Origin of the sequence: Pseudomonas sp. Eqa60 (assembly GCF_018326405.1) — a bacterium.
Taxonomy (GTDB): domain Bacteria; phylum Pseudomonadota; class Gammaproteobacteria; order Pseudomonadales; family Pseudomonadaceae; genus Aquipseudomonas; species Aquipseudomonas protegens.
In genome coordinates, this window is sequence record NZ_AP024342.1 from 5478839 (window position 1) to 5500451 (window position 21613).

18 protein-coding genes are annotated in these 21613 nt (G+C 62.3%); 8 read left to right on the forward strand and 10 right to left on the reverse strand.

Going from position 1 to position 21613, the window contains the following annotated elements; all coding sequences use genetic code 11:
• The first annotated feature begins 165 nt into the window (after positions 1 to 165).
• The 5 genes from KI242_RS24665 to KI242_RS24685 all read left to right on the forward strand — a co-directional run bounded on the left by KI242_RS24665 (position 166) and on the right by KI242_RS24685 (position 7550).
• Complete coding sequence (locus KI242_RS24665) at positions 166 to 2217, forward strand: bifunctional diguanylate cyclase/phosphodiesterase (protein WP_011063081.1); 2052 nt, start codon at positions 166 to 168, stop codon at positions 2215 to 2217.
• Between the two features lie 162 nt (positions 2218 to 2379).
• Positions 2380 to 3720 (forward strand): imelysin family protein, encoded by a 1341-nt coding sequence (locus KI242_RS24670; protein ID WP_011063082.1) that lies wholly within the window; start codon positions 2380 to 2382, stop codon positions 3718 to 3720.
• 200 nt (positions 3721 to 3920) lie between these two features.
• Positions 3921 to 5342, forward strand: a complete 1422-nt coding sequence (locus KI242_RS24675) for a di-heme oxidoredictase family protein (protein ID WP_019092984.1) — start codon at positions 3921 to 3923, stop codon at positions 5340 to 5342.
• A gap of 43 nt (positions 5343 to 5385) precedes the next feature.
• Positions 5386 to 6450, forward strand: coding sequence for an imelysin family protein (locus KI242_RS24680; RefSeq protein ID WP_123431357.1), 1065 nt, complete (start codon positions 5386 to 5388; stop codon positions 6448 to 6450).
• A gap of 2 nt (positions 6451 to 6452) precedes the next feature.
• Positions 6453 to 7550: a DUF1513 domain-containing protein gene (locus tag KI242_RS24685; protein WP_053160069.1), complete on the forward strand. Its 1098-nt coding sequence runs from the start codon at positions 6453 to 6455 to the stop codon at positions 7548 to 7550.
• 62 nt (positions 7551 to 7612) lie between these two features.
• Here the strand turns inward: KI242_RS24685 and KI242_RS24690 are convergent, their stop codons facing one another.
• The 5 genes from KI242_RS24690 to colR form a co-directional block, all read right to left on the reverse strand.
• Positions 7613 to 7837 (reverse strand): hypothetical protein, encoded by a 225-nt coding sequence (locus tag KI242_RS24690; RefSeq protein ID WP_041119677.1) that lies wholly within the window; start codon positions 7835 to 7837, stop codon positions 7613 to 7615.
• 2 nt (positions 7838 to 7839) lie between these two features.
• Positions 7840 to 8553 (reverse strand): lipopolysaccharide kinase InaA family protein, encoded by a 714-nt coding sequence (locus KI242_RS24695; protein WP_011063087.1) that lies wholly within the window; start codon positions 8551 to 8553, stop codon positions 7840 to 7842.
• Between the two features lie 4 nt (positions 8554 to 8557).
• Positions 8558 to 9241, reverse strand: coding sequence for a class I SAM-dependent methyltransferase (locus KI242_RS24700; protein WP_015636804.1), 684 nt, complete (start codon positions 9239 to 9241; stop codon positions 8558 to 8560).
• Between the two features lie 195 nt (positions 9242 to 9436).
• On the reverse strand, positions 9437 to 10717 hold the full coding sequence (locus tag KI242_RS24705) for a HAMP domain-containing sensor histidine kinase (protein ID WP_011063089.1): 1281 nt from the start codon (positions 10715 to 10717) through the stop codon (positions 9437 to 9439).
• Positions 10707 to 11390: a two-component system response regulator ColR gene (gene colR / locus KI242_RS24710; RefSeq protein WP_011063090.1), complete on the reverse strand. Its 684-nt coding sequence runs from the start codon at positions 11388 to 11390 to the stop codon at positions 10707 to 10709. The genes KI242_RS24705 and colR overlap by 11 nt, the downstream gene beginning before the upstream one ends.
• 204 nt (positions 11391 to 11594) lie before the next feature.
• On the opposite strand from colR, the gene KI242_RS24715 reads away from it, so the two are divergent.
• The gene (locus KI242_RS24715; protein ID WP_212805625.1) at positions 11595 to 13544 is read left to right on the forward strand and encodes an LTA synthase family protein; all 1950 of its coding nucleotides are present in this window, start codon (positions 11595 to 11597) and stop codon (positions 13542 to 13544) included.
• A 141-nt stretch (positions 13545 to 13685) separates the two neighbouring features.
• Here the strand turns inward: KI242_RS24715 and groL are convergent, their stop codons facing one another.
• From groL to KI242_RS24735, 4 genes are all read right to left on the reverse strand, one after another.
• A complete protein-coding gene (groL, locus tag KI242_RS24720) occupies positions 13686 to 15329 on the reverse strand; it encodes a chaperonin GroEL (protein ID WP_011063092.1) in 1644 nt (547 codons plus the stop codon).
• 49 nt (positions 15330 to 15378) lie between these two features.
• Complete coding sequence (locus tag KI242_RS24725; RefSeq protein ID WP_011063093.1) at positions 15379 to 15672, reverse strand: co-chaperone GroES; 294 nt, start codon at positions 15670 to 15672, stop codon at positions 15379 to 15381.
• A gap of 252 nt (positions 15673 to 15924) precedes the next feature.
• Complete coding sequence (locus tag KI242_RS24730; RefSeq protein ID WP_011063094.1) at positions 15925 to 16401, reverse strand: FxsA family protein; 477 nt, start codon at positions 16399 to 16401, stop codon at positions 15925 to 15927.
• 66 nt (positions 16402 to 16467) lie between these two features.
• Positions 16468 to 17199, reverse strand: coding sequence for a HugZ family protein (locus tag KI242_RS24735; protein WP_015636806.1), 732 nt, complete (start codon positions 17197 to 17199; stop codon positions 16468 to 16470).
• 164 nt (positions 17200 to 17363) lie between these two features.
• On the opposite strand from KI242_RS24735, the gene KI242_RS24740 reads away from it, so the two are divergent.
• Entirely contained in the window at positions 17364 to 18122 is a 759-nt protein-coding gene (locus tag KI242_RS24740; RefSeq protein ID WP_011063096.1) for an SDR family oxidoreductase, read from the forward strand.
• A gap of 101 nt (positions 18123 to 18223) precedes the next feature.
• Here the strand turns inward: KI242_RS24740 and apbC are convergent, their stop codons facing one another.
• On the reverse strand, positions 18224 to 19318 hold the full coding sequence (gene apbC / locus KI242_RS24745; protein ID WP_011063097.1) for an iron-sulfur cluster carrier protein ApbC: 1095 nt from the start codon (positions 19316 to 19318) through the stop codon (positions 18224 to 18226).
• A 162-nt stretch (positions 19319 to 19480) separates the two neighbouring features.
• On the opposite strand from apbC, the gene metG reads away from it, so the two are divergent.
• Positions 19481 to 21526, forward strand: coding sequence for a methionine--tRNA ligase (gene metG / locus KI242_RS24750; protein ID WP_212805626.1), 2046 nt, complete (start codon positions 19481 to 19483; stop codon positions 21524 to 21526).
• Positions 21527 to 21613: the final 87 nt, after the last annotated feature.

A 21613-nucleotide genomic window follows, 5' to 3' on the forward strand; every position in this document is an offset into this window, starting at 1 on the left:
CGCTACCGACACACTATCCACAGCACGAGCAATCCTGATTCTGATCACCCGGGTCTGGCCCGCAGACATCCTGTTCTCGGCACTAATGTCACTTTGACGGCCATCACGGGATTGCCAATACTCATGGCAACTTGACGCTACACGCACGGAACAAGGAATAGCCCTTTGAAGCTGGAACTCAAAAACAGCTTGTCGGTGAAGTTGCTCCGGGTTGTGCTGCTGTCGGCACTCATAGTGGGCGTAGTCCTGAGCTGCGCCCAGATCGTCTTCGATGCCTACAAGACTCGGCAGGCGGTAGCTAGCGATGCCCAGCGCATTCTCGACATGTTTCGCGACCCATCGACACAGGCGGTCTACAGCCTGGATCGGGAAATGGGCATGCAAGTCATTGAAGGCCTGTTCCAGGATGACGCTGTGCGCATGGCCTCCATTGGCCACCCGAACGAGACCATGCTCGCGGAGAAATCCCGCGACCTGCAGAAATCCTCCAGCCGCTGGCTGACCGACCTGATCCTCGGTCAGGAACGCACCTTCACTACGCAATTGGTGGGCCGTGGCCCCTACAGCGAATATTACGGCGACCTGAGCATCACCCTCGACACCGCCACTTATGGCCAGGGCTTCATCGTCAGTTCGGTGATCATCTTCATTTCCGGAGTCCTGCGGGCCCTGGCCATGGGCCTGGTGCTGTACCTGGTCTATCACTGGCTGCTGACCAAGCCGCTGTCGCGAATCATCGAGCACCTGACCACCATCAACCCCGACCGCCCCAGCGAACACCAGTTGCCCCTGCTCAAGGGCCACGAGAAGAACGAGCTGGGTATCTGGATCAATACCGCCAACCAGTTGCTGGCCTCCATCGAACGCAACACCCACTTGCGTCACGAGGCGGAAAACAGCCTGTTGCGCATGGCCCAGTACGACTTCCTCACCGGCTTGCCAAACCGCCAGCAGTTGCAACAGCAACTGGACAAGATCCTGGTGGACGCCGGGCGCCTGCAACGCCGGGTGGCGGTGCTCTGTGTCGGCCTGGATGATTTCAAGGGCATCAACGAACAGTTCAGCTACCAGACCGGCGACCAGCTGTTGCTGGCCCTGGCCGACCGCCTGCGCGGCCACAGCGGCCGGCTTGGCGCCCTGGCGCGCTTGGGGGGCGATCAGTTCGCCCTGGTCCAGGCCGATATCGAACAGCCTTACGAAGCTGCGGAACTGGCCCAGAGCATCCTCGATGACCTGGAGGCCACCTTCGCCCTGGATCACCAGGAAATCCGCCTGCGTGCCACCATTGGTATCACCCTGTTCCCGGAAGACGGCGACAGCACGGAAAAGCTCCTGCAAAAAGCCGAACAGACCATGACCCTGGCCAAGACCCGGTCACGCAATCGGTATCAGTTCTATATCGCCAGCGTCGACAGCGAGATGCGTCGCCGCCGCGAGCTGGAAAAAGACCTGCGCGAGGCCCTGGCCCGGGATCAGTTCTTCCTCGTCTACCAACCGCAGATCAGCTATCGCGACCACCGTGTGGTGGGCGTCGAAGCGCTGATCCGCTGGCAGCACCCCGAGCATGGCCTGGTGCCGCCAGACCTGTTCATTCCCCTGGCGGAACAGAACGGCACCATCATCGCCATCGGCGAATGGGTGCTGGACCAGGCCTGTCGCCAGCTGCGGGAATGGCACGACATGGGCTTCAGCGACCTGCGCATGGCGGTCAACCTGTCCACCGTGCAACTGCACCACGCCGAGTTGCCACGGGTGGTCAACAATCTGTTGCAGATCTACCGCCTGCCGCCCCGCAGCCTGGAGCTGGAAGTCACCGAAACCGGCCTGATGGAAGACATCAGCACCGCCGCCCAACACCTGCTGAGCCTGCGCCGCTCCGGCGCCCTGATTGCCATCGACGACTTCGGTACTGGCTACTCGTCCCTGAGCTACCTCAAGAGCCTGCCCCTGGACAAGATCAAGATCGACAAGAGCTTCGTCCAGGACCTGCTGGATGACGACGACGATGCCACCATCGTGCGCGCGATCATCCAGCTGGGTAAGAGCCTGGGCATGCAGGTGATCGCCGAGGGCGTGGAAACTGCCGAGCAGGAGGCCTACATCATCTCCGAAGGCTGCCACGAAGGTCAGGGCTACCACTACAGCAAACCCCTGCCCGCCCGGGAGCTGGGGGCCTACCTGAAACAGGCCCAGCGCAGCAATGCGGCAATCCTCTGAGCCAGGCACGGCGCTGGCGAACCTGACCCAGCGCAATCCCCTGTTGAATAAGAAATATTTCCAGGCACAACCCTTTACACATAATGCAAATCTTTCGCATTATGTCGCAGCTTTTGCGCGCCCCCGCGCCGTCCACTCCCCTCTCGAAGCAGGATGTTCGCCATGATTCGTATGCCTCTGGCTACCGCCAGTCTGTTGGCCATCGCAATTTCCCTCGCCGGCTGCGGCGAAGGCAAAGACGACAAGGCTGCCGCCCAAGCGCCGACCCCGGCCACCAGCACTGCCACCCCAGCGGCCGATGCAGCCGGCAAGGTCGACGAAGCGGCTGCCAAGGCCGTGGTCGCGCATTACGCCGACATGGTCTTCGCCGTATACAGCGACTCCGAATCCACCGCGAAAACCCTGCAGACCGCCATCGATGCCTTCCTCGCCAAGCCCAACGACGACACCCTGAAAGCCGCCAAGGCTGCCTGGGTCGCCGCTCGCGTGCCTTACCTGCAGAGCGAAGTGTTCCGCTTCGGCAACACCATCATCGATGACTGGGAAGGTCAGGTGAACGCCTGGCCCCTGGACGAAGGCCTGATCGACTACGTCGACAAGAGCTACGAGCACGCACTGGGCAACCCAGGTGCCACCGCCAACATCATCGCCAACACCGAGATCCAGGTCGGCGAAGACAAGGTCGACGTGAAAGACATCACCCCGGAAAAACTCGCCAGCCTGAACGAGCTGGGCGGTGCCGAGGCCAACGTCGCCACAGGCTACCACGCCATCGAATTCCTGCTCTGGGGCCAGGACCTCAACGGTACCGGCCCTGGCGCCGGCGCCCGCCCTGCTTCGGACTACCTGGAAGGTGCCGGTGCCACCGGTGGCCATAACGATCGTCGTCGTGCCTACCTGAAGGCCGTGACCCAACTGCTGGTCAACGACCTGGAAGAAATGGTCGGCAACTGGAAGCCGGACGTGGCCGACAACTACCGCGCCACCCTGGAAGCCGAGCCGGCCGAGACCGGCCTGCGCAAGATGCTGTTCGGCATGGGCAGCCTGTCCCTGGGTGAACTGGCCGGCGAGCGGATGAAGGTTTCCCTGGAAGCCAACTCCCCTGAAGACGAGCAGGACTGCTTCAGCGACAACACCCACAACTCGCACTTCTACGACGCCAAGGGCATCCGCAACGTCTACCTGGGCGAGTACACCCGTACCGACGGCACCAAGATGAGCGGCGCCAGCCTGTCGTCCCTGGTGGCCAAGGCCGACCCGGCCGCCGACGCGGCCCTGAAAGCCGACCTGGCGGCCACCGAAGCCAAGATCCAGGTCATGGTCGACCACGCCAACAAGGGCGAGCACTACGACCAGCTGATTGCGGCGGGCAACGAGTCCGGCAACCAGATCGTGCGTGACGCCATCGCCGCCCTGGTCAAGCAGACCGGCTCGATCGAGCAGGCCGCCGGCAAGCTGGGCATCAGCGACCTGAACCCGGACAACGCCGATCACGAATTCTGATCAGCATTGCGCCAGGCAGAAAGGCGACCCTCGGGTCGCCTTTTTTGTGCCCGCCGCAGCCGTTTGCACAACCTGCAACATCGTTGCCTGCGCCCCGTCCAGCTTGTCCTGGGTCAAACCAAACGATAATTCCTCTTATTCAATCCAGGCCGCCCTGTTAGACTTTGCGCCCTTGTTTTGCTCGTCTTGCAGGATGTCCGATGCCCTCGTTGCCGCTTCGCTGGTCCGCTCTGTTCATGGCCCTGAGCCTGAGTGCCTGCGATGACGCGCCGCGCTTTACCCAGGCCGAACCTGGAGAAGCCCGGGCAGGCGGCGCGACCACGGTCAACAAGAGCGATCGCAATGCCTTCTCCCTGCCGTCGGCCAACCTGCCACCCACCCGGCGCCTGGACTTCAGCGTCGGCAACAGTTTCTTCCGCAGCCCCTGGGTCATCGCCCCCTCCACCACCACCGCCCGCGACGGCCTCGGCCCGTTGTTCAACACCAACGCCTGCCAGAACTGCCACGTCAAGGACGGGCGCGGCCATCCCCCGGCGCCGGATGCGCTGAACGCGGTGTCAATGCTGGTGCGCCTGTCGATCCCCGACGATCCGGCCTTTGCCAGGCTCATCGAACAGGCAGGCATCGTTCCGGAGCCGGTGTACGGCGGCCAGCTGCAGGACATGGCCATTCCCGGGGTCGCTCCGGAAGGCCGGGTACGGGTGGACTACGATCCCCTGCCGGTACGCTTCCAGGACGGCACCCAAGTGGAGCTGCGCAAACCCAAGCTGCAGATCACCGACCTGGGCTACGGGCCTATGCACCCGGACACGCGTTTTTCCGCCCGGGTGGCGCCACCGATGATCGGCCTGGGGCTGCTGGAAGCCATTCCCGAAGAGGCGATCCTGGCCAATGCCAGGCCGGCGAATAAAAATGCCATCGCCGGCCGGCCCAACTGGGTCTGGGATGACGCCCTGCAAAAGACCGTACTCGGGCGTTTTGGCTGGAAAGCCGGGCAACCCAACCTCAATCAACAAAATGTTCACGCGTTTTCTGGTGATATGGGCCTGACCACCCGCCTGAGACCCTTCGATGACTGCACCGACGCGCAAACCGCCTGCAAGCAGGCCCCCAATGGCAACGGCCCGGATGGCGAGCCGGAGGTCAGCGACAACATCCTGCGCCTGGTGCTGTTCTATACCCGCAACCTGGCGGTGCCGGCACGTCGCGATGTCGACTCGCCCCAGGTCCTGGCCGGCAAGAACCTGTTCTTCCAGGCCGGCTGCCAGTCCTGCCATACCCCAAGTTTCACCACCGCGGCTAACGCCGCCGAACCCGAGCTGGCCAACCAGGTGATACGCCCCTACAGCGACCTGCTGCTGCATGACATGGGCGAAGGCCTGGCGGACCACCGCACGGAGTTCAAGGCCAGTGGCCGCGACTGGCGCACCGCGCCGCTGTGGGGCATCGGCCTTACCGAAACCGTCAGCGGCCACACCCAGTTCCTGCATGACGGCCGCGCCCGCAACCTGATGGAGGCGGTGCTCTGGCACGGCGGCGAAGCCGAAGGCGCGAAACAACAGGTCTTGACCTTCAATGCCCAGCAGCGCGCCGCGTTGCTGGCATTCCTGAATTCTCTGTAACGCTCGACTCACACGTTTTCTCCACAATAAAGGGAGCCCGAACATGTTCCGCCCCAAACTGCTGTTCACCAGCCTTGCCGCACTCGCCCTGGGCGCCTGCTCGCCCCAGGACCCACAAGCCGTCACCTCGGCGGCCATCGCCAAGCAGGTCATCCTGCCGACCTACAGTCGCTGGGTCGACGCCGACCGCCAGCTGGCCATTAGTGCCCTGGCCTTCTGTGAAGGCAAGGAAAGCCTGGACACCGCCCGGGCCGACTTCCTCCATGCGCAAAAAGCCTGGGCCGAGCTCCAGCCGTTGCTGATCGGCCCACTGGCCGAGGGCAACCGCTCCTGGCAGGTCCAGTTCTGGCCGGACAAGAAGAACCTGGTGGGCCGTCAGGTGGAGCAACTGGTCACCGCCAACCCGCAGATCGATGCCGCCGCCCTGGCCAAGTCCAGCGTCGTGGTGCAGGGGCTGTCGGCCTACGAATACATCCTCTTCGACAGCAAGATCGACATGGCCGACAGCACGCAGAAAGCCCGCTACTGCCCGCTGCTGACTGCCATTGGTGAGCGCCAGAAACAACTGGCCGAAGAAATCCTGTCGAGCTGGAACACCAACGACGGCATGCTCGCGCAGATGAGCAAGTTCCCCAACCAGCGGTACGCCGATTCCCACGAGGCCATCGCCGACCTGCTGCGGGTCCAGGTCACGGCTCTGGATACCCTGAAGAAGAAGCTCGGCACGCCGATGGGCCGCCAGACCAAGGGCATCCCGCAGCCGTTCCAGGCCGATGCCTGGCGCAGCCAGTCGTCCCTGCAGGGCCTGGAAGCCAGCCTCAGCGCTGCCCAGACAGTCTGGGCCGGGGTCGACAACAAGGGCCTGCGCGGCCTGTTGCCTGCCGATCAGAAGCCTCTGGCCGACAAGATCGACGCCGCCTACGCCGCCTCGCTGAAACTCTTCGCCAGCACCCAGCGCTCGCTGACCGAAATGCTCAGTGACGACGCTGGCCGCCAGCAACTCAACGACCTGTATGACAGCCTCAACGTGGTCCACCGCCTGCATGAAGGCGAATTGGCCAAGGCGCTGGGGATCCAACTGGGCTTCAACGCCAACGACGGTGACTGATGATGCTGCGACGTCAGGCTTTGGCGCTGGGCAGCCTGCTGCTCAGTGCGGTGACCTTGGGCGGCTGGACGCTGTTCAAGCAAAAGGGCAAGCAGCCCCTGCTGCTTTCGGCCAGGGACGATGGTGACGGCAAGCATTACGCCGTCGGTTATCAACTGGACGGTAAACAGGTGTTTGCCACCCAGGTCGGCCAACGTTGCCATGACATCATCAACCACCCGCAACTGCCCATCGCCCTGTTCGTGGCGCGGCGCCCGGGCACCGAAAGCTACCTGATCGACCTGCGCAACGGCGCGCTCCTGCAGACCCTGACCGCGCAACCGGACCGGCATTTCTACGGACATGCGGTGATCCACAAGAGCGGCGAATGGCTGTACGCCACCGAGAACGATACCCGGGACCCGGGCCGGGGCTTGCTGGGTGTCTACCGCTTCGAGGGTGAGCGCCTGGTGCACAACAGCGAGCTGTCCACCCATGGCATCGGCCCCCACCAGGTGTCATGGATGCCCGACGGGGAAACCCTGGTGGTGGCCAACGGCGGTATCCGTACCGAAGCCGAAAGCCGGGTGGAGATGAACCTTGACGCCATGGAACCGAGCCTGGTCCTGATGCAGCGCGATGGCACGCTGCTGAGCAAGGAAACCCTGGCCCAGCAGATGAATAGCGTGCGCCACATGGGCATTGCCGGCGACGGCACCATAGTCACCGGCCAGCAGTTCATGGGCGCTGCCCACGAATCCTCGGAACTGTTGGCGATCAAGCGTCCCGGCCAGCCTTTCGCCCCCTTCCCGGTAGCCCAGGAACAATTGCAGGCCATGGGGCACTACACCGCCAGCGTGGCAGTGCACAGCGACCTGCGGCTGGTGGCCCTGACCGCTCCCCGGGGCAACCGCTTCTTTATCTGGGACCTGGACAGCGGTGCCGTGCGGGTCGACGCCCCGCTGCCCGATTGCGCCGGTGTCGGAGCGGTAGCCGATGGCTTCGTGGTGACCTCGGGACAAGGTCGCTGCCGCTTCTACGACTGCCGCCAGACGCAAATCGTGGCCAAGCCCCTGGACCTTCCAGCGGGCCTGTGGGACAACCACCTGCATCTGATCTGATCATTTCCGGGCAAACAAAAGGCCTCGCATTGCGAGGCCTTTTTCTAGGGGCTGAACAAGCTTCAACTCTGGGGTTTCAATCCTTGAGCCATGCCGAACATGAACAGCAACAGGTCATGATCGGGCTTGACCGCCACAGAGGCTTTGGCCACCCGCGGCAACGGGCAATGGGCGTCTCCCTGGGCGCTCAGGACCTGCGTGCGCGGCTGCTCCCAGGCAGCTACGGCCAAAGAAGCGACTGCCAAGGCTCCTGCCAGAAACAAACCTCGTGCAATTTCTAGCTTCATCGCTATAAACCTTTGATGGGGCTGCCAAACACCGTCTTGTAAAAGTAGTAGAGCTTTTGCCAGTCCGCGTCATTCCACGACGAATGGCGACGCAGTTGCTTGAGGTCATGGGCTGCGGCCCGGCGGCTGCTCAAGCGCTGGCGGCATTTCTCGAAATCCAGCAGTGCGACTCGCACCTGAGCCTGCTCGCCCTCGCCGTCCACCCGTACGAAAACGTGCTTGGCGTACAGGCAACCATGTTGCCAGCGCCCTTTGTGCATGCGCGCCAGGGTCGCAGCCACTGCCTGCAACAAACGATCATGAAAGGCTTCACCATGGCGCTCGCGCCCACCGGCGGCATACCAGTTGTCGACCTCCATGAAGCCCTCCAGCGCTGCGGTGACCAGCAACGCCTGCCATTGTCGCTCCGGGCCACGCCGGGCCCCGCAGAACACCAGTTCCGGGACCTCTACGTCCAGCAGGCGCAGGCCTTGCAGAGCCTCGCGCTCACGCAGGACCGTCGGTCGCCCGAAAGGGTGCAACCAACTGCGATGAATGTGCCCGATCTGCCGCTTGGCATAGAGCAGGCCGCCGCTACTGCTTTGAATGCGTTGGACGCCGCTCTCGCCGCCTCGACGCTGATTGGGTTCCTCGACCCATTCACCTTGTTTATTCCAGAAGTATTCGAAGCAATCTGTGGGCGCGGCATCCAGTTCCGAAGCACATTCAACAGCCATCCTCTTACCTCTTGCGTAATACGTAGACCCGCCACATGGCGTAGAGCGGAAAGAAGTCCAGGTGCTCCTGGACACGAAAGCCGGCTTGCCTGAATTCTTCTTCGACCGTGGCCGCCGGTAACACAAAACGATTCTGGTAACCCTCCTGCCCAACTTCAGCCTGGCGCTTGCGCTCCATGCGCTTGCGTTTCCAGGCCTTGAAGTTGCCATCGACCCACAACGAGATGATCACGCTGTCACGGCTGACCCGCTGAAACTCCCGTAGCAGCGCCATGCGGTGCTCCGCTTGGCCTATGTGGTGCAATAAACGCATGGAGAAAATGCAGTCCACGGCGTTGTCCGGCAAATCAATGGCAAACGCAGAGGTCTGCAAGGGCCGTACCCGTTTTACCACGTCGGCCGGCTGGGCCACCGTGGCGGTACTCAGCATAGCTGCTGAATTGTCAGCGCCAATGATCACTCGATTGGTTTTTTCTGCCAGCAGCGGCCAGAAACGACCGGCACCGCAGGGCAGGTCCAGTACCAGCCCGGGCTCTCCCGCCAGGGCCAGCGCAGTACGGGCCAATTGTTCGTCACGCTTGTGGGACAACTGCCGCGCCAGACCATCCTGGTGCTTGAGCAGGTATTCCTGGGCGTGTTGGGCATCGTATTTTTCGGAAAATTCCAGCTTGATCGGCGTAGCCATCATCAAAGTCTCCTGCAACTGATGGCGCCACCTTAAGCAGCGACGTGTCAGCGACAGGTCATCCCTTTGTGAAAACTTCGTACCGTCCAACGAGGAAATATTTCAGGGTTTTACAGGCTGAGGACAGTGGCCTGGGGCCACTTAAGAGGAAAAAACGACAAGTGACCGGCCCCGTAAAACAGGGCCGGGAAAGAACAATCAGGCCTTGGCCGAGTTCAGCTGAACGAAAAAACGACAGCCATTGGGCGTCATGGTAGTGAGGCTGACAGTCCAGCCCTGGTTCTCGCAGATCCGCTGCACCAGGGACAGCCCCAGCCCCAGGCCTTCCCCACGCTTTTCATCGCCCCGCACAAACGGCTGGAACATTGCCTCGCGCTTCTCCTCGGGAATGCCCACGCCGCTGTCCTCCACCACGAATCCATCGGGCACCAGGCTCAGGCGGATGAAACCCTGTTCGGTGTAGTGCAAGGCGTTGCGCAGCAGGTTGCCCATCACCGCATGCAGGAAGGTGGCGTTGTAGCGATTGTCACCTGGGGTTCCGGGCTCGAAGATCAGCTCGAGCCCCTTGGCCTCGATGGCTTCGCGCCAGATACCGGTCAAGTCACTGGCCGCCTGGCTCAGGCTCAGCTGCGGCGACATGCTGGCATCTTCACGCTGGGCTCGGGCCAGCATCAGGAAGGTCTGCACCAGCTCGCGCATCTCGTCGCAAGCGCGAGCGATGCGTTCGACCTGGGCTCGCCCACGGGGGTCCAGCCGTGGATTCTCCAGCAGCAGCTCGCAGGAGGTGGCCAGAACCATCAATGGCGTGCGCAGCTCATGACTGACGTCACTGGTGAACAGCCGCTCGCGGCTCAAGGCCTGGCGCAAGCGCCCCAGGGTTGCGTCAAAGGCGATGGCCAGTTCGCCGACCTCGTCCGCGGCATAATCCGGCGCCAAGGGCGGGGCCAGCCCCAGCAACTGGTCCCGGTGACGTACCTGGCGGGCCAGGCGGACCACCGGCGCCATCACCCGGCGAGCCAGGATCCAGCCGAGAAACACCGCCAGCGCCAGGCTCAGGACAAAACCTACCAGCACCACGGCGAACAGCACTCGCTCGCGCTCTTCGAAATCGCTCTGGTCCTGCAGCAGCACATAGCGCCGACCGTCCACCACCTCGACCATGGCGTGATAGGACAACTCCTCGCGGAACACCTCGTGGAAACCCGGATCCAGATGGCGCAAATCCTTGGGCAGCTCGAAGTCGCCGCGCCCGCCACTGTAGTAGAACAACTGGTCGGGCTCGGGACGGTGGCTCCAGTCGCCGACGTTATCCATCAGCAACAGGCGTTGCAGGTCACCGCCCAGGCCTGCGGAGATGAGCTTCTCCTCCACCAGGTGCACCGTCGCCACGATACCCATGGCGAACGCCCCCGCCACCAGTGCGCTCATCAACGCAAAGGCGATGATGATGCGCTGGGCAAGGCTCTGCTTAAACTCCATCTCGGCCCTCGGCCAGGCGGTACCCGACACCGTGCACGGTGTGCAGCAGCGGCTTGGCGAACGGCTTGTCGATCACCTGGCGCAATTGGTGAACGTGGCTGCGCAGGCTGTCGCTGTCCGGGCAATCGTCGCCCCACAGGGCTTCTTCGAGGATCTCCCGACGCAGCACATGGGGGCTTTTCTGCATCAGCACCGCCAGCAGCTTGAGGCCCACGGGGTTGAGCTTGAGCAAGCGGCCTTCGCGGGTGACCTCCAGGGTATCGAGGTCGTAGCTCAGGTCGCCAACCTGCAGCGACCGACGGCCACCACCCTGGGAACGGCGCATCACCGCCTCGATACGCGCCGCCAGTTCCGAGAGAGCGAAGGGTTTGAGCAGGTAGTCATCCGCCCCGGACTTGAAGCCCTGAAGGCGGTCGTCGAGCTGGTCGCGGGCGGTGAGCATGATCACCGGAGTATCACGCCGGGCGTCTTCGCGCAGGCGCTTGCACAGGGTATAGCCATCGATTCCCGGCAGCATGATATCGAGCACGATCAGGTCGTAATGCTCAGTGGCCGCCAGGTGCAACCCGGACAGGCCATCCTGGGCGCAATCCACGGTATAGCCCTTGAGCCCCAGGTAGTCAGCCAGGTTGGCGAGAATATCGCGGTTGTCTTCAACCAGTAGAATTCGCATCGGCACTCTCTCCGTACAGGGTTACGGCCATCTTGGCTCGCGCAGCTTAAGGCCAAGTCCGGCTCGCCGCCAGCCTTGTCGGCCGGTGCCTGGCAGAGTTTTCCCGAGCCTGGGGGCTTAACAATATTTTCACCAGCGGTTCACAAGCTGACTACAGGGACAACCCCAGACTGCGGGCCATTTGCCCCCAAGGAACACCCTCTGATGGATCTTCTCAAGACAGCTCCGGCGCGATTCGTGCTGCTGCTGACCAGCACCTGGCTGGCGATTTTCCTGCTGACCCGCGGCATTTTGCTGCTCACCCACCTCGACGAAGCCGGTAGCGGCTGGCTGCCGCTGTTTGGCGTCGGCCTGCTCTACGACCTGGGTTTCCTGGCCTATGCCGCCCTGCCCCTGGGCCTGTACCTGGTGCTCTGCCCACCCGCCCTGTGGCGTCGGCGCGGCCACCGCTGGCTGTTGCAGGGCCTGTTCAGCCTGAGCCTGTTCGCCATGCTGTTCACGGCCGTGGCGGAGTGGCTGTTCTGGGATGAGTTCGGCGTGCGCTTCAACTTCATCGCCGTCGATTACCTGGTGTACTCCGACGAGGTTCTCAACAACATTCTCGAGTCCTACCCGATCGGCCTGTACATGAGCCTGCTGGCCCTGACGGCAATCGCCCTGAGCCTGGCCCTGCGCAAGCCCCTGAAGGCTGCGCTGGATGCGCCCTTGCCGCCTCTGCGTGGCCGCCTGCTCAGTGCCCTCGGCCTGCTGCTGGTGGTCGGCGCCAGCCTGCAACTGCTCAGCCAGGACAGCCCGCGCAGCCAAGGCGGCAACGCCTATCAGAACGAACTGGCGAGCAACGGCCCCTATCAGTTCTTTGCCGCCTTTCGCAACAACGAGCTGGACTACCAGCAGTTCTATCGCAGCCTGCCCGCCGATGTGGTGGCCCGCCAGATGCGCGCCGAACTGAATGAACCCAATGCCCGCTTCATCGGCAAGGACCCGCTGGATATCCGGCGCGCCATCGACAACCCGGGGGCTCCACGCACCCCCAACATCGTCCTGGTGACCATAGAAAGCTTCAGCGCCAAATACATGGGCAGCAACGGCGACGACCGCAACCTGACCCCGAACCTGGATGCGTTGCGCGCACAGAGCCTGTACTTCAACAACTTCTACGCCACCGGCACCCGCACCGACCGCGGCCTGGAAGCCATCACCCTGGCGATTCCCCCCACCCCGGGGCGCTCCATCGTCAAGCGCATCGGTCGTGAAAGTGGTTTCGCCAGCCTTGGCCAGCAACTGCGGGCCGTGGGTTACGACAGTGTGTTTGTCTATGGCGGCCGAGGTTACTTCGACAACATGAATGCCTTCTTCAGCGGCAACGGCTACCGCGTGGTGGACCAGAGCAGCGTCGAGGAATCCGAGATCCACTTCAAGAACGCCTGGGGCATGGCCGACGAAGACCTTTACACCCAGACCCTGAAGCTGGCGGACGCCGACTACGCACAGCAGCGGCCCTTCCTGTTGCAACTGATGACCACCTCCAACCATCGCCCTTACACCTATCCCGATGGCCGGATCGACATCAAGTCCGGCAAGGGCCGGGACGGCGCGGTCAAATACACCGACTACGCCATTGGCGAGTTCCTCAAGGCCGCCCGCCAGAAGCCCTGGTTCGACAACACCATTTTCGTGTTTGTCGCCGACCACACCGCAGGCAGCGCGGGCAAGGAAGACCTGCCCATCAGCAACTATCAGATTCCGTTGTTCATCTATGCGCCCAAGCTGATTCCGGCGCGGGAGAATGCACAGCTGGCCAGCCAGATCGACCTGGCGCCAACCCTGCTGGGCCTGTTGAACCTGGACTACGAGTCGACCTTCTTCGGACGCAACCTGCTGCAGGACAACCCTCTGCCTCCCCGGGTGCTGGTGGGCAACTATCAGCACCTGGGCCTGTTCGACGGCCAGGACCTGGCGATTCTCAGCCCGCGCCAGGGGTTGCGCCGGCATGACCAGGCCCTGGGCGCCAGCCAGGAATCCCGGGTAGCGGACAGCGATCCGTTGATCCAGCGCGGCATCAGCTACTACCAGAGCGCCAGTTATGGCTTCAAGCAGCAATTGCTGGGCTGGAAGGCGCCGAAGGCAGCGGCGAATGAACTGAGCCAGCGCTGAAGTCGTTCGCGGGCAAGCCCGCTCCTGCAGAAGTGGAGCAGGCTTGCCCGCGAAGATCCAGGCGCCCCCCATATCCGGGGCATAAAAAAGCCCCGCCGGCTTTCACCGGCGGGGCTTTTTCAGTACAGGGGTAAGGCTGGCTTACATCATGCCGCCCATGCCACCCATGCCGCCCATGTCTGGCATGCCGCCAGCTGCAGGCTTGTCTTCCACGATTTCAGCAACAGCGGCTTCGGTGGTCAGGATCAGACCGCCGATGGACGAAGCTGCTTGCAGCGCGGAACGGGTTACCTTGGTTGGATCCAGGATGCCCATTTCGATCATGTCGCCGTATTCGCTGGTAGCAGCGTTGTAGCCGAAGTTGCCGGCACCCTGCTTGACCTTGTCCACGACAACGCTTGGCTCGTCACCGGAGTTGGCAACGATCTGGCGCAGTGGAGCTTCGATAGCGCGACGCAGTACAGCGATACCCACGTCCTGGTCGGCGTTGTCGCCTTTCAGGTCGTTGATGCCTTGCAGAGCACGGATCAGGGCTACGCCACCGCCAGGTACCACGCCTTCTTCAACGGCTGCACGGGTAGCGTGCAGGGCGTCTTCAACGCGGGCCTTCTTCTCTTTCATTTCAACTTCGGAACCAGCGCCAACCTTGATCACTGCAACGCCGCCGGACAGCTTGGCCAGACGCTCTTGCAGTTTTTCACGGTCGTAGTCGGACGAAGTGTCGGCGACTTGTTGACGGATCTGAGTCACACGAGCCTGGATGTCCGCTTCAACGCCAGCACCGTCGATGATGGTGGTGTTTTCTTTGGACAGGATCACGCGCTTGGCGTTACCCAGGTGCTCCAGGGTGGTGCTTTCCAGGCTCAGGCCGATCTCTTCGGAGATGACGGTACCGCCGGTCAGAACGGCGATGTCCTGCAGCATGGCCTTGCGACGGTCGCCGAAGCCAGGTGCCTTGACGGCAGCGACTTTGACGATGCCACGCATGTTGTTCACAACCAGAGTCGCCAGGGCTTCGCCTTCAACGTCTTCAGCCACGATCAGCAGTGGGCGGCCGGCTTTGGCAACGGCTTCCAGCACTGGCAGCATTTCGCGGATGTTGGAGATCTTCTTGTCCACCAGCAGGATCAGCGGGCCGTCGAGTTCGGCGACCATGGTGTCCGGCTTGTTGATGAAGTAAGGGGACAGGTAGCCGCGGTCGAATTGCATGCCTTCTACGACAGACAGTTCGTTTTCCAGGCCCGAGCCTTCTTCAACGGTGATCACGCCTTCTTTACCAACTTTTTCCATGGCTTCGGCAATGATGTCGCCGATGGAGTTGTCGGAGTTGGCGGAGATGGTGCCGACCTGAGCGATGGCCTTGGAGTCAGCGCATGGCTTGGACAGACCCTTCAGTTCTTTGACGATGGCGATGGTCGCCTTGTCGATACCGCGTTTCAGGTCCATCGGGTTCATGCCGGCAGCGACGGCTTTCAGGCCTTCGTTGACGATCGACTGAGCCAGAACGGTAGCGGTGGTGGTGCCGTCGCCAGCGTCATCGTTGGCACGGGAGGCAACGTCTTTGACCAGCTGCGCGCCCATGTTTTCGAAGCGATCTTTCAGCTCGATTTCTTTGGCAACGGAAACGCCGTCCTTGGTGATGGTCGGAGCGCCGAAGCTCTTCTCGATGATCACGTTACGGCCTTTCGGGCCCAGGGTCGCTTTTACTGCGTCAGCCAGAACGTTGACACCAGTGAGCATTTTCTTGCGGGCGGAATCGCCGAATTTAACTTCTTTAGCAGCCATGATCGATATTCCTTAAATACTGTGTAGTAGCGGGAAAATACGCGGGAAATCAGCCTTCGATAACAGCGAGAATCTCGTTCTCGGCCATTACCAGCAGATCTTCGCCATCGACTTTCACGGTGTTGCTGCCGGAGTACGGGCCAAACACCACTTTGTCACCCACTTTCACGGCCAGCGCACGTACTTCACCGTTGTCCAGCACACGGCCGGTACCTACAGCGACGATTTCGCCACGGTTAGGTTTTTCAGCAGCCGAACCAGGCAGAACGATACCGCCGGCAGTTTTCGATTCTTCTTCGCTGCGACGGATGACGACGCGGTCATGCAGAGGACGAAGCTTCATTGTCGATCTCTCCTAATTGTGGTTTTCAACGGCCGGTGTCGATACCGGCGGGTTAGCAAATCCGGCTTTGCCGGGTGCGGCTCGACAAGCGAGCCGCGGAAGTCTGTCTGGTGTCAGCACCAGAAACCTTGCGGTGACCGTTACATAAGGGCGCATAAGGTTATTACAAGGGCTGGCCGATGAAATTTTTTACATCGCTGGCGCCAAAACGAACACGGCACCCGAAGGTGCCGTGAGACGTGAGCTTCTGACTCAGGAGTCGCGGTGCTCGAATTCGCCTTCGATCACGTTGGGCTCGCGGCCCAGCGGCTGCTGGGGCGCAGGGCCGCCACGGGCGGCACGCATGTCGTCGGCAAAGGCGCGCTGGCGCAGGGCCTGCTCCTCGGCACGCTGGCGCATTTTATTGGCCAGCAGGCGACGGCTGATCGGCAATAGCATCAGCAGGCCGAACACATCGCTGATGAAACCCGGCAGGATCAGCAAACCGCCACCCAGGGCCAGCATCAGGCCCTCGAGCATTTGCTGGGCCGGCAGCTCACCGCGATTGAGGCTTTCACGGGCACGCAGTGCCGTGGCCAGACCGGCCACGCGCAACACCAGCACACCGAGCATCGAACCGAGAATGATCAGCAGCAGCGCCGGGAAAAACCCGATGGCCGCGCTGACCTTGACGAAGACGAACAGCTCGAGCACCGGGAAAAGTAAAAAGAGCAACAGAAAAGGGCGCATCAAATGGTTTCCTCTGCGGAAGAATGCCTTCCAGTAGACCGTAAATGACGTCGCCAATTCGTGAATTCAAGCACCCAGGGGCGGATTTTTCGGCCATTGATCAGCTCGGGCCAGGAAAACCAGGGCCTCGCGTACTTGTGTCGGCGTATTGCAAGGCGCCTGGAAGGGCAGCCAATACAACGCCTGGCCGATGCGCAGGTGCATGCCTTCGGTATCGATCCCGGCCATCTGCGCCGGCGCGTTGTCCGGCAACCCGGTCAACTGGACATAGTGGGCAATGGCCTTGGCATGGTCGCTGTTCATGTGTTCCACCATGCTCAGTTCGGCCTTTCCGGCGAAGGGGTTGGCCAGGGTCAGTTGGTCGACCCAGTGGATCGCCCCGAAGCCGCCGATGTAGCGGTGGCGTACCGGCTTGAGCACCCAGAAATCGAAGTCATGGGCCTTGTGGTAGTTCTGTGACTCGGGAAAGTAACGGTAGTAACGCTCGGCTGCGGCTTCGATGGCAGCCTCATCCTCGAGCTTCTCAGCCTCGGCCAGGTAGGTCAGGCGACCGACTGCCTGCACGTCATCGGCATCGCGCTCACCCACCAGCAGCGAGCACTTGGGATCCTTCTGCAGGTTGTGGGTGTGCTGGGCGATACGGCTGATCAGGATCAGCGGCCGGCCCTCGGCGTCCAGGCAATAGGGCACCACGGACCCGAAGGGAAATCCCGGCATGGCCTTGGAGTGAGTGGACAGCACCCCACGATATTCCTTGAGCAGCAGTTCTCGTGCATTCTTGGCAGCTTCAACGCTCACTTTATGACTCCTTATGTAGAATCCGTCGAAAACGGACGGGCGCCTGGAGCATTGTTCCAGCTACGCCAACAGGGCAATTCTCATCTGCAGCCAGGCCAGGTCCGGCCGCCGAGCGAGGGTTCCCGAAAAGGACTCCCCTCAAGACCAGCTAGCGGGACATGCGAATGCAACTCACTGACAAAGTAATCATTATCACCGGCGGTTGCCAAGGTCTGGGCCGCTCCATGGCCGAGTATTTCGCAGCCAGGGGCGCGCGCCTGGCGTTGGTCGATCTGAACCAGGAAAAGCTCGACCAGGCTGTCGCGGCGTGCAAGACCCACGGCGTCGAAGCCCGTGCCTATCTGTGCAACGTCGCCGATGAAGAGCAGGTGAACCACATGGTGGCCCAGGTCGCCGAGGACTTTGGCGCCATCCATGGCCTGATCAACAACGCCGGGATCCTGCGCGACGGCCTGCTGGTCAAGGTCAAGGACGGCCAGATGACCAAGATGAGCCTGGCCCAGTGGCAGGCGGTGATCGACGTCAACCTGACCGGGGTCTTCCTCTGTACCCGGGAAGTGGCGGCGAAGATGATCGAGCTCGGAAACAACGGCGCGATCATCAACATTTCTTCGATCTCCCGCGCCGGCAATATCGGCCAGACCAACTATTCCGCAGCCAAGGCCGGGGTCGCGGCAGCCACGGTCACCTGGGCCAAGGAGCTCGCGCGTTACGGCATCCGCGTGGCGGGCATTGCCCCGGGCTTTATCGAAACCGAGATGACCCTGGGCATGAAACCCGAGGCCCTGGAGAAGATGACTGCCGGTATTCCCCTCAAGCGCATGGGCAAGCCGGAAGAGATCGCCCACTCGGCGGCCTATATCTTCGAGAACGACTACTACACCGGGCGCATCCTGGAAATGGACGGCGGCCTGCGGGTCTGATCCTGCCGTCGCAACGGTAGGAGCCGGCTTGCCGGCGAAAGCGATCTTGAGGACGCCTTCGCCGGCAAGCCGGCTCCTACATGACTCACCCGCCTGGGGCTTCAGTCGTCGCTGATGGTGATATTGGGCATCGCCGGGGCGGCCGCTTCTTGCAAGACAATGCGCGCGCCCACATGCCGCGCCAACTCCTGGTAGACCATGGCAATCTGGCTTTCCGGCTCGGCGATCACCGTCGGCTTGCCGCCGTCGGCCTGCTCGCGGATCAGCATCGACAGCGGTAGCGAGGCCAGCAGCTCGACGTCGTACTGGCTGGCCAGCTTCTCGCCGCCGCCTTCGCCAAACAGGTGCTCGGCATGGCCACAGTTGGAGCAGATGTGCACCGCCATGTTCTCCACCACGCCCAGCACCGGGATGTTGACCTTGCGGAACATCTCCACGCCCTTGCGCGCATCCAGCAGAGCCAGGTCCTGGGGCGTGGTGACGATCACCGCACCGGCCACCGGGACTTTCTGCGCCAGGGTCAGCTGGATGTCGCCGGTGCCTGGCGGCATGTCGATCACCAGGTAGTCCAGGTTGCCCCAGTCGGTCTGGGTCACCAGTTGCAGCAAGGCCCCGGAGACCATAGGACCGCGCCAGACCATCGGCGTGTTGTCATCGGTGAGGAAGGCCATGGACATGACCTCCACGCCGTGGGACTCGATCGGCACGAACCACTTCTGGTCCTTGATCTTCGGACGGGTGCCTTCGGCGATGCCGAACATGATGCCCTGGCTCGGACCATAGATATCGGCGTCGAGAATCCCCACCTTGGCGCCTTCGCGGGCCAGGGCCAGGGCCAGGTTGGCCGCGGTGGTGGACTTGCCCACACCGCCCTTGCCGGAAGCCACCGCCACCACGTTCTTGACGTTGGCCAGGCCCGGGATCTGCGCCTGGGCCTTGTGCGCGGCAATGACGCTGCTGATCTCGACCTTGGCCGAGCTCACGCCGTCCAGGCCCTCGATGGCCAGTTGCAGCATCTGCGCCCAGCCACTCTTGAACAGGCCGGCGGCATAACCCAGTTCCATGCGGACCGTGACCCGGTCGCCCTGGACCTCGATGTCCCGCACGCAGCCGGCGCTGACCGGGTCCTGGTTCAGGTAAGGGTCGGTGTATTGACGAAGGACGGCTTCCACCGCTGCGCGATTGACGGCGCTCATGGGCAACTCCGATAACAAGACAGGAAAATCAGCCGGCTATCCTACGCCGCCGACTCCTTCGTGGCGAGAAAGCTTGCTGCGCACAATGTGCCTGGAAGGGTGAAAATTCCGCTCCGGCGCTTTATAGTGGCCGACCTCCGTTTCATCAAGTAGCCGAGCCCCATGTCCGAGCCACGCAAGATCCTCGTCACCAGCGCCCTGCCCTATGCCAATGGTTCCATCCACCTTGGCCACATGCTTGAGTACATCCAGACCGACATGTGGGTGCGCTTCCAGAAGCTACGCGGCAACCAATGCATCTATGTCTGCGCGGACGACGCACACGGCTCGGCCATCATGTTGCGCGCGGAGAAGGAAGGCATCACCCCGGAGCAGTTGATCGCCAACGTGCAGGCTGAACACTGCGCCGACTTTGCCGAGTTCCTGGTGGATTTCGACAACTTCCACTCCACTCACGCTGAAGAAAACCGTGAGCTGTCGAGCCAGATCTACCTCAAGCTGCGGGACGCCGGGCACATCGCCACGCGCTCCATCACCCAGTATTTCGACCCGGAAAAGAAAATGTTCCTGGCCGACCGCTTCATCAAGGGCACCTGCCCGAAATGCGGCACCGAGGACCAGTACGGCGACAACTGCGAAAAATGCGGTGCCACCTATGCCCCGACCGACCTGAAGGATCCTAAGTCGGCGATCTCCGGCGCCACTCCGGTGCTCAAGGACTCCCAGCACTTCTTCTTCAAGCTGCCGGACTTCCAGCAGATGCTGCAGAGCTGGACCCGCAGCGGCACCCTGCAGGACGCCGTGGCCAACAAGATCGCCGAGTGGCTGGACGCCGGCCTGCAGCAGTGGGACATCTCCCGCGATGCACCGTACTTCGGCTTCGAGATCCCGGATGAGCCGGGCAAGTACTTCTATGTGTGGCTGGACGCGCCGATCGGCTACATGGCCAGCTTCAAGAACCTCTGCAGCCGTCGTCCGGAACTGGATTTCGACGCCTTCTGGGGCAAGGACTCCACCGCCGAGCTGTATCACTTCATCGGCAAGGACATCGTCAACTTCCACGCCCTGTTCTGGCCCGCCATGCTCGAAGGCGCCGGCTATCGCAAGCCGACCGGCATCAACGTCCACGGCTACCTGACGGTCAATGGCCAGAAGATGTCCAAGTCCCGTGGCACCTTCATCAAGGCCCGCACCTACCTGGAGCACCTGTCGCCGGAATACCTGCGCTACTACTACGCGTCCAAGCTGGGCCGTGGTGTCGACGACCTGGACCTGAACCTCGAAGACTTCGTGCAGAAGGTCAACTCCGACCTGGTGGGCAAGGTGGTGAACATCGCCAGCCGTTGCGCCGGCTTCATCCACAAGGGCAATGGCGGGGTGATGGTGGACAGCAATGCCGCCCCCGAGCTGACCGAGGCTTTCCTGGCCGCGGCGCCAAGCATCGCCGACGCCTATGAAGCCCGTGACTTCGCCCGGGCCATGCGCGAGATCATGGGCCTGGCCGACCGCGCCAACGCCTGGATCGCCGACAAGGCTCCATGGTCGCTGAACAAGCAGGAAGGCAAGCAGGATGAAGTCCAGGCCATCTGCGCCACTGGCATCAACCTGTTCCGCCAGTTGGTGATCTTCCTCAAACCGGTGCTGCCACTGCTGGCTGCCGATGCCGAGGCCTTCCTCAACGTGGCCCCGCTGACCTGGAACGACCACCAGCAACTGCTGGCCAACCATCAGCTCAACGAATTCAAGCCACTCATGACGCGGATCGACCCGGTAAAAGTGCAAGCCATGACCGATGCCTCCAAGGAAGACCTGGCCGCCAGCCAGACCGACACCGGTGGCCCTAAAGGCAACGGTGAACTGGTGAAGGACCCGCTGTCCGCGGAAATCGACTTCGATGCCTTTGCCGCCATCGACCTGCGTGTCGCCCTGATCGTCAAGGCCGAAGCCGTGGAAGGTGCCGACAAGCTGCTGCGCCTGACCCTGGATATCGGCGACGAACAGCGCAACGTGTTCTCCGGCATCAAGAGCGCCTACCCTGATCCGTCCAAGCTCGATGGCCGCCTGACCATGATGATCGCCAACCTCAAGCCACGGAAAATGAAGTTCGGCATCTCCGAAGGCATGGTGATGGCTGCCGGCCCTGGCGGTGAAGAAATCTACCTGCTGAGCCCGGACAGCGGCGCCAAGCCCGGCCAGCGGATCAAGTAAGGCTGCAGGCTGGACCCCATCCCCCCGTTGCGCCCGGCGCAGCGGGGGGATTTGCATATCTGGCGGGCCCTGCGCCGACGCTGGAGT

Excerpts from the sequence above, each read along its gene's own strand:
- KI242_RS24670 (WP_011063082.1), top strand. The coding sequence starts at position 2,380 with ATGATTCGTATGCCTCTGGCTACCGCCAGTCTGTTGGCCATCGCAATT.
- KI242_RS24675 (WP_019092984.1), top strand. The coding sequence starts at position 3,921 with ATGCCCTCGTTGCCGCTTCGCTGGTCCGCTCTGTTCATGGCCCTGAGC.
- KI242_RS24680 (WP_123431357.1), top strand. The coding sequence starts at position 5,386 with ATGTTCCGCCCCAAACTGCTGTTCACCAGCCTTGCCGCACTCGCCCTG.
- KI242_RS24685 (WP_053160069.1), top strand. The coding sequence starts at position 6,453 with ATGCTGCGACGTCAGGCTTTGGCGCTGGGCAGCCTGCTGCTCAGTGCG.
- KI242_RS24690 (WP_041119677.1), bottom strand. The coding sequence starts at position 7,837 with ATGAAGCTAGAAATTGCACGAGGTTTGTTTCTGGCAGGAGCCTTGGCA.
- KI242_RS24695 (WP_011063087.1), bottom strand. The coding sequence starts at position 8,553 with ATGGCTGTTGAATGTGCTTCGGAACTGGATGCCGCGCCCACAGATTGC.
- KI242_RS24700 (WP_015636804.1), bottom strand. The coding sequence starts at position 9,241 with ATGATGGCTACGCCGATCAAGCTGGAATTTTCCGAAAAATACGATGCC.
- KI242_RS24705 (WP_011063089.1), bottom strand. The coding sequence starts at position 10,717 with ATGGAGTTTAAGCAGAGCCTTGCCCAGCGCATCATCATCGCCTTTGCG.
- colR (WP_011063090.1), bottom strand. The coding sequence starts at position 11,390 with ATGCGAATTCTACTGGTTGAAGACAACCGCGATATTCTCGCCAACCTG.
- KI242_RS24715 (WP_212805625.1), top strand. The coding sequence starts at position 11,595 with ATGGATCTTCTCAAGACAGCTCCGGCGCGATTCGTGCTGCTGCTGACC.
- groL (WP_011063092.1), bottom strand. The coding sequence starts at position 15,329 with ATGGCTGCTAAAGAAGTTAAATTCGGCGATTCCGCCCGCAAGAAAATG.
- KI242_RS24725 (WP_011063093.1), bottom strand. The coding sequence starts at position 15,672 with ATGAAGCTTCGTCCTCTGCATGACCGCGTCGTCATCCGTCGCAGCGAA.
- KI242_RS24730 (WP_011063094.1), bottom strand. The coding sequence starts at position 16,401 with ATGCGCCCTTTTCTGTTGCTCTTTTTACTTTTCCCGGTGCTCGAGCTG.
- KI242_RS24740 (WP_011063096.1), top strand. The coding sequence starts at position 17,364 with ATGCAACTCACTGACAAAGTAATCATTATCACCGGCGGTTGCCAAGGT.
- apbC (WP_011063097.1), bottom strand. The coding sequence starts at position 19,318 with ATGAGCGCCGTCAATCGCGCAGCGGTGGAAGCCGTCCTTCGTCAATAC.
- metG (WP_212805626.1), top strand. The coding sequence starts at position 19,481 with ATGTCCGAGCCACGCAAGATCCTCGTCACCAGCGCCCTGCCCTATGCC.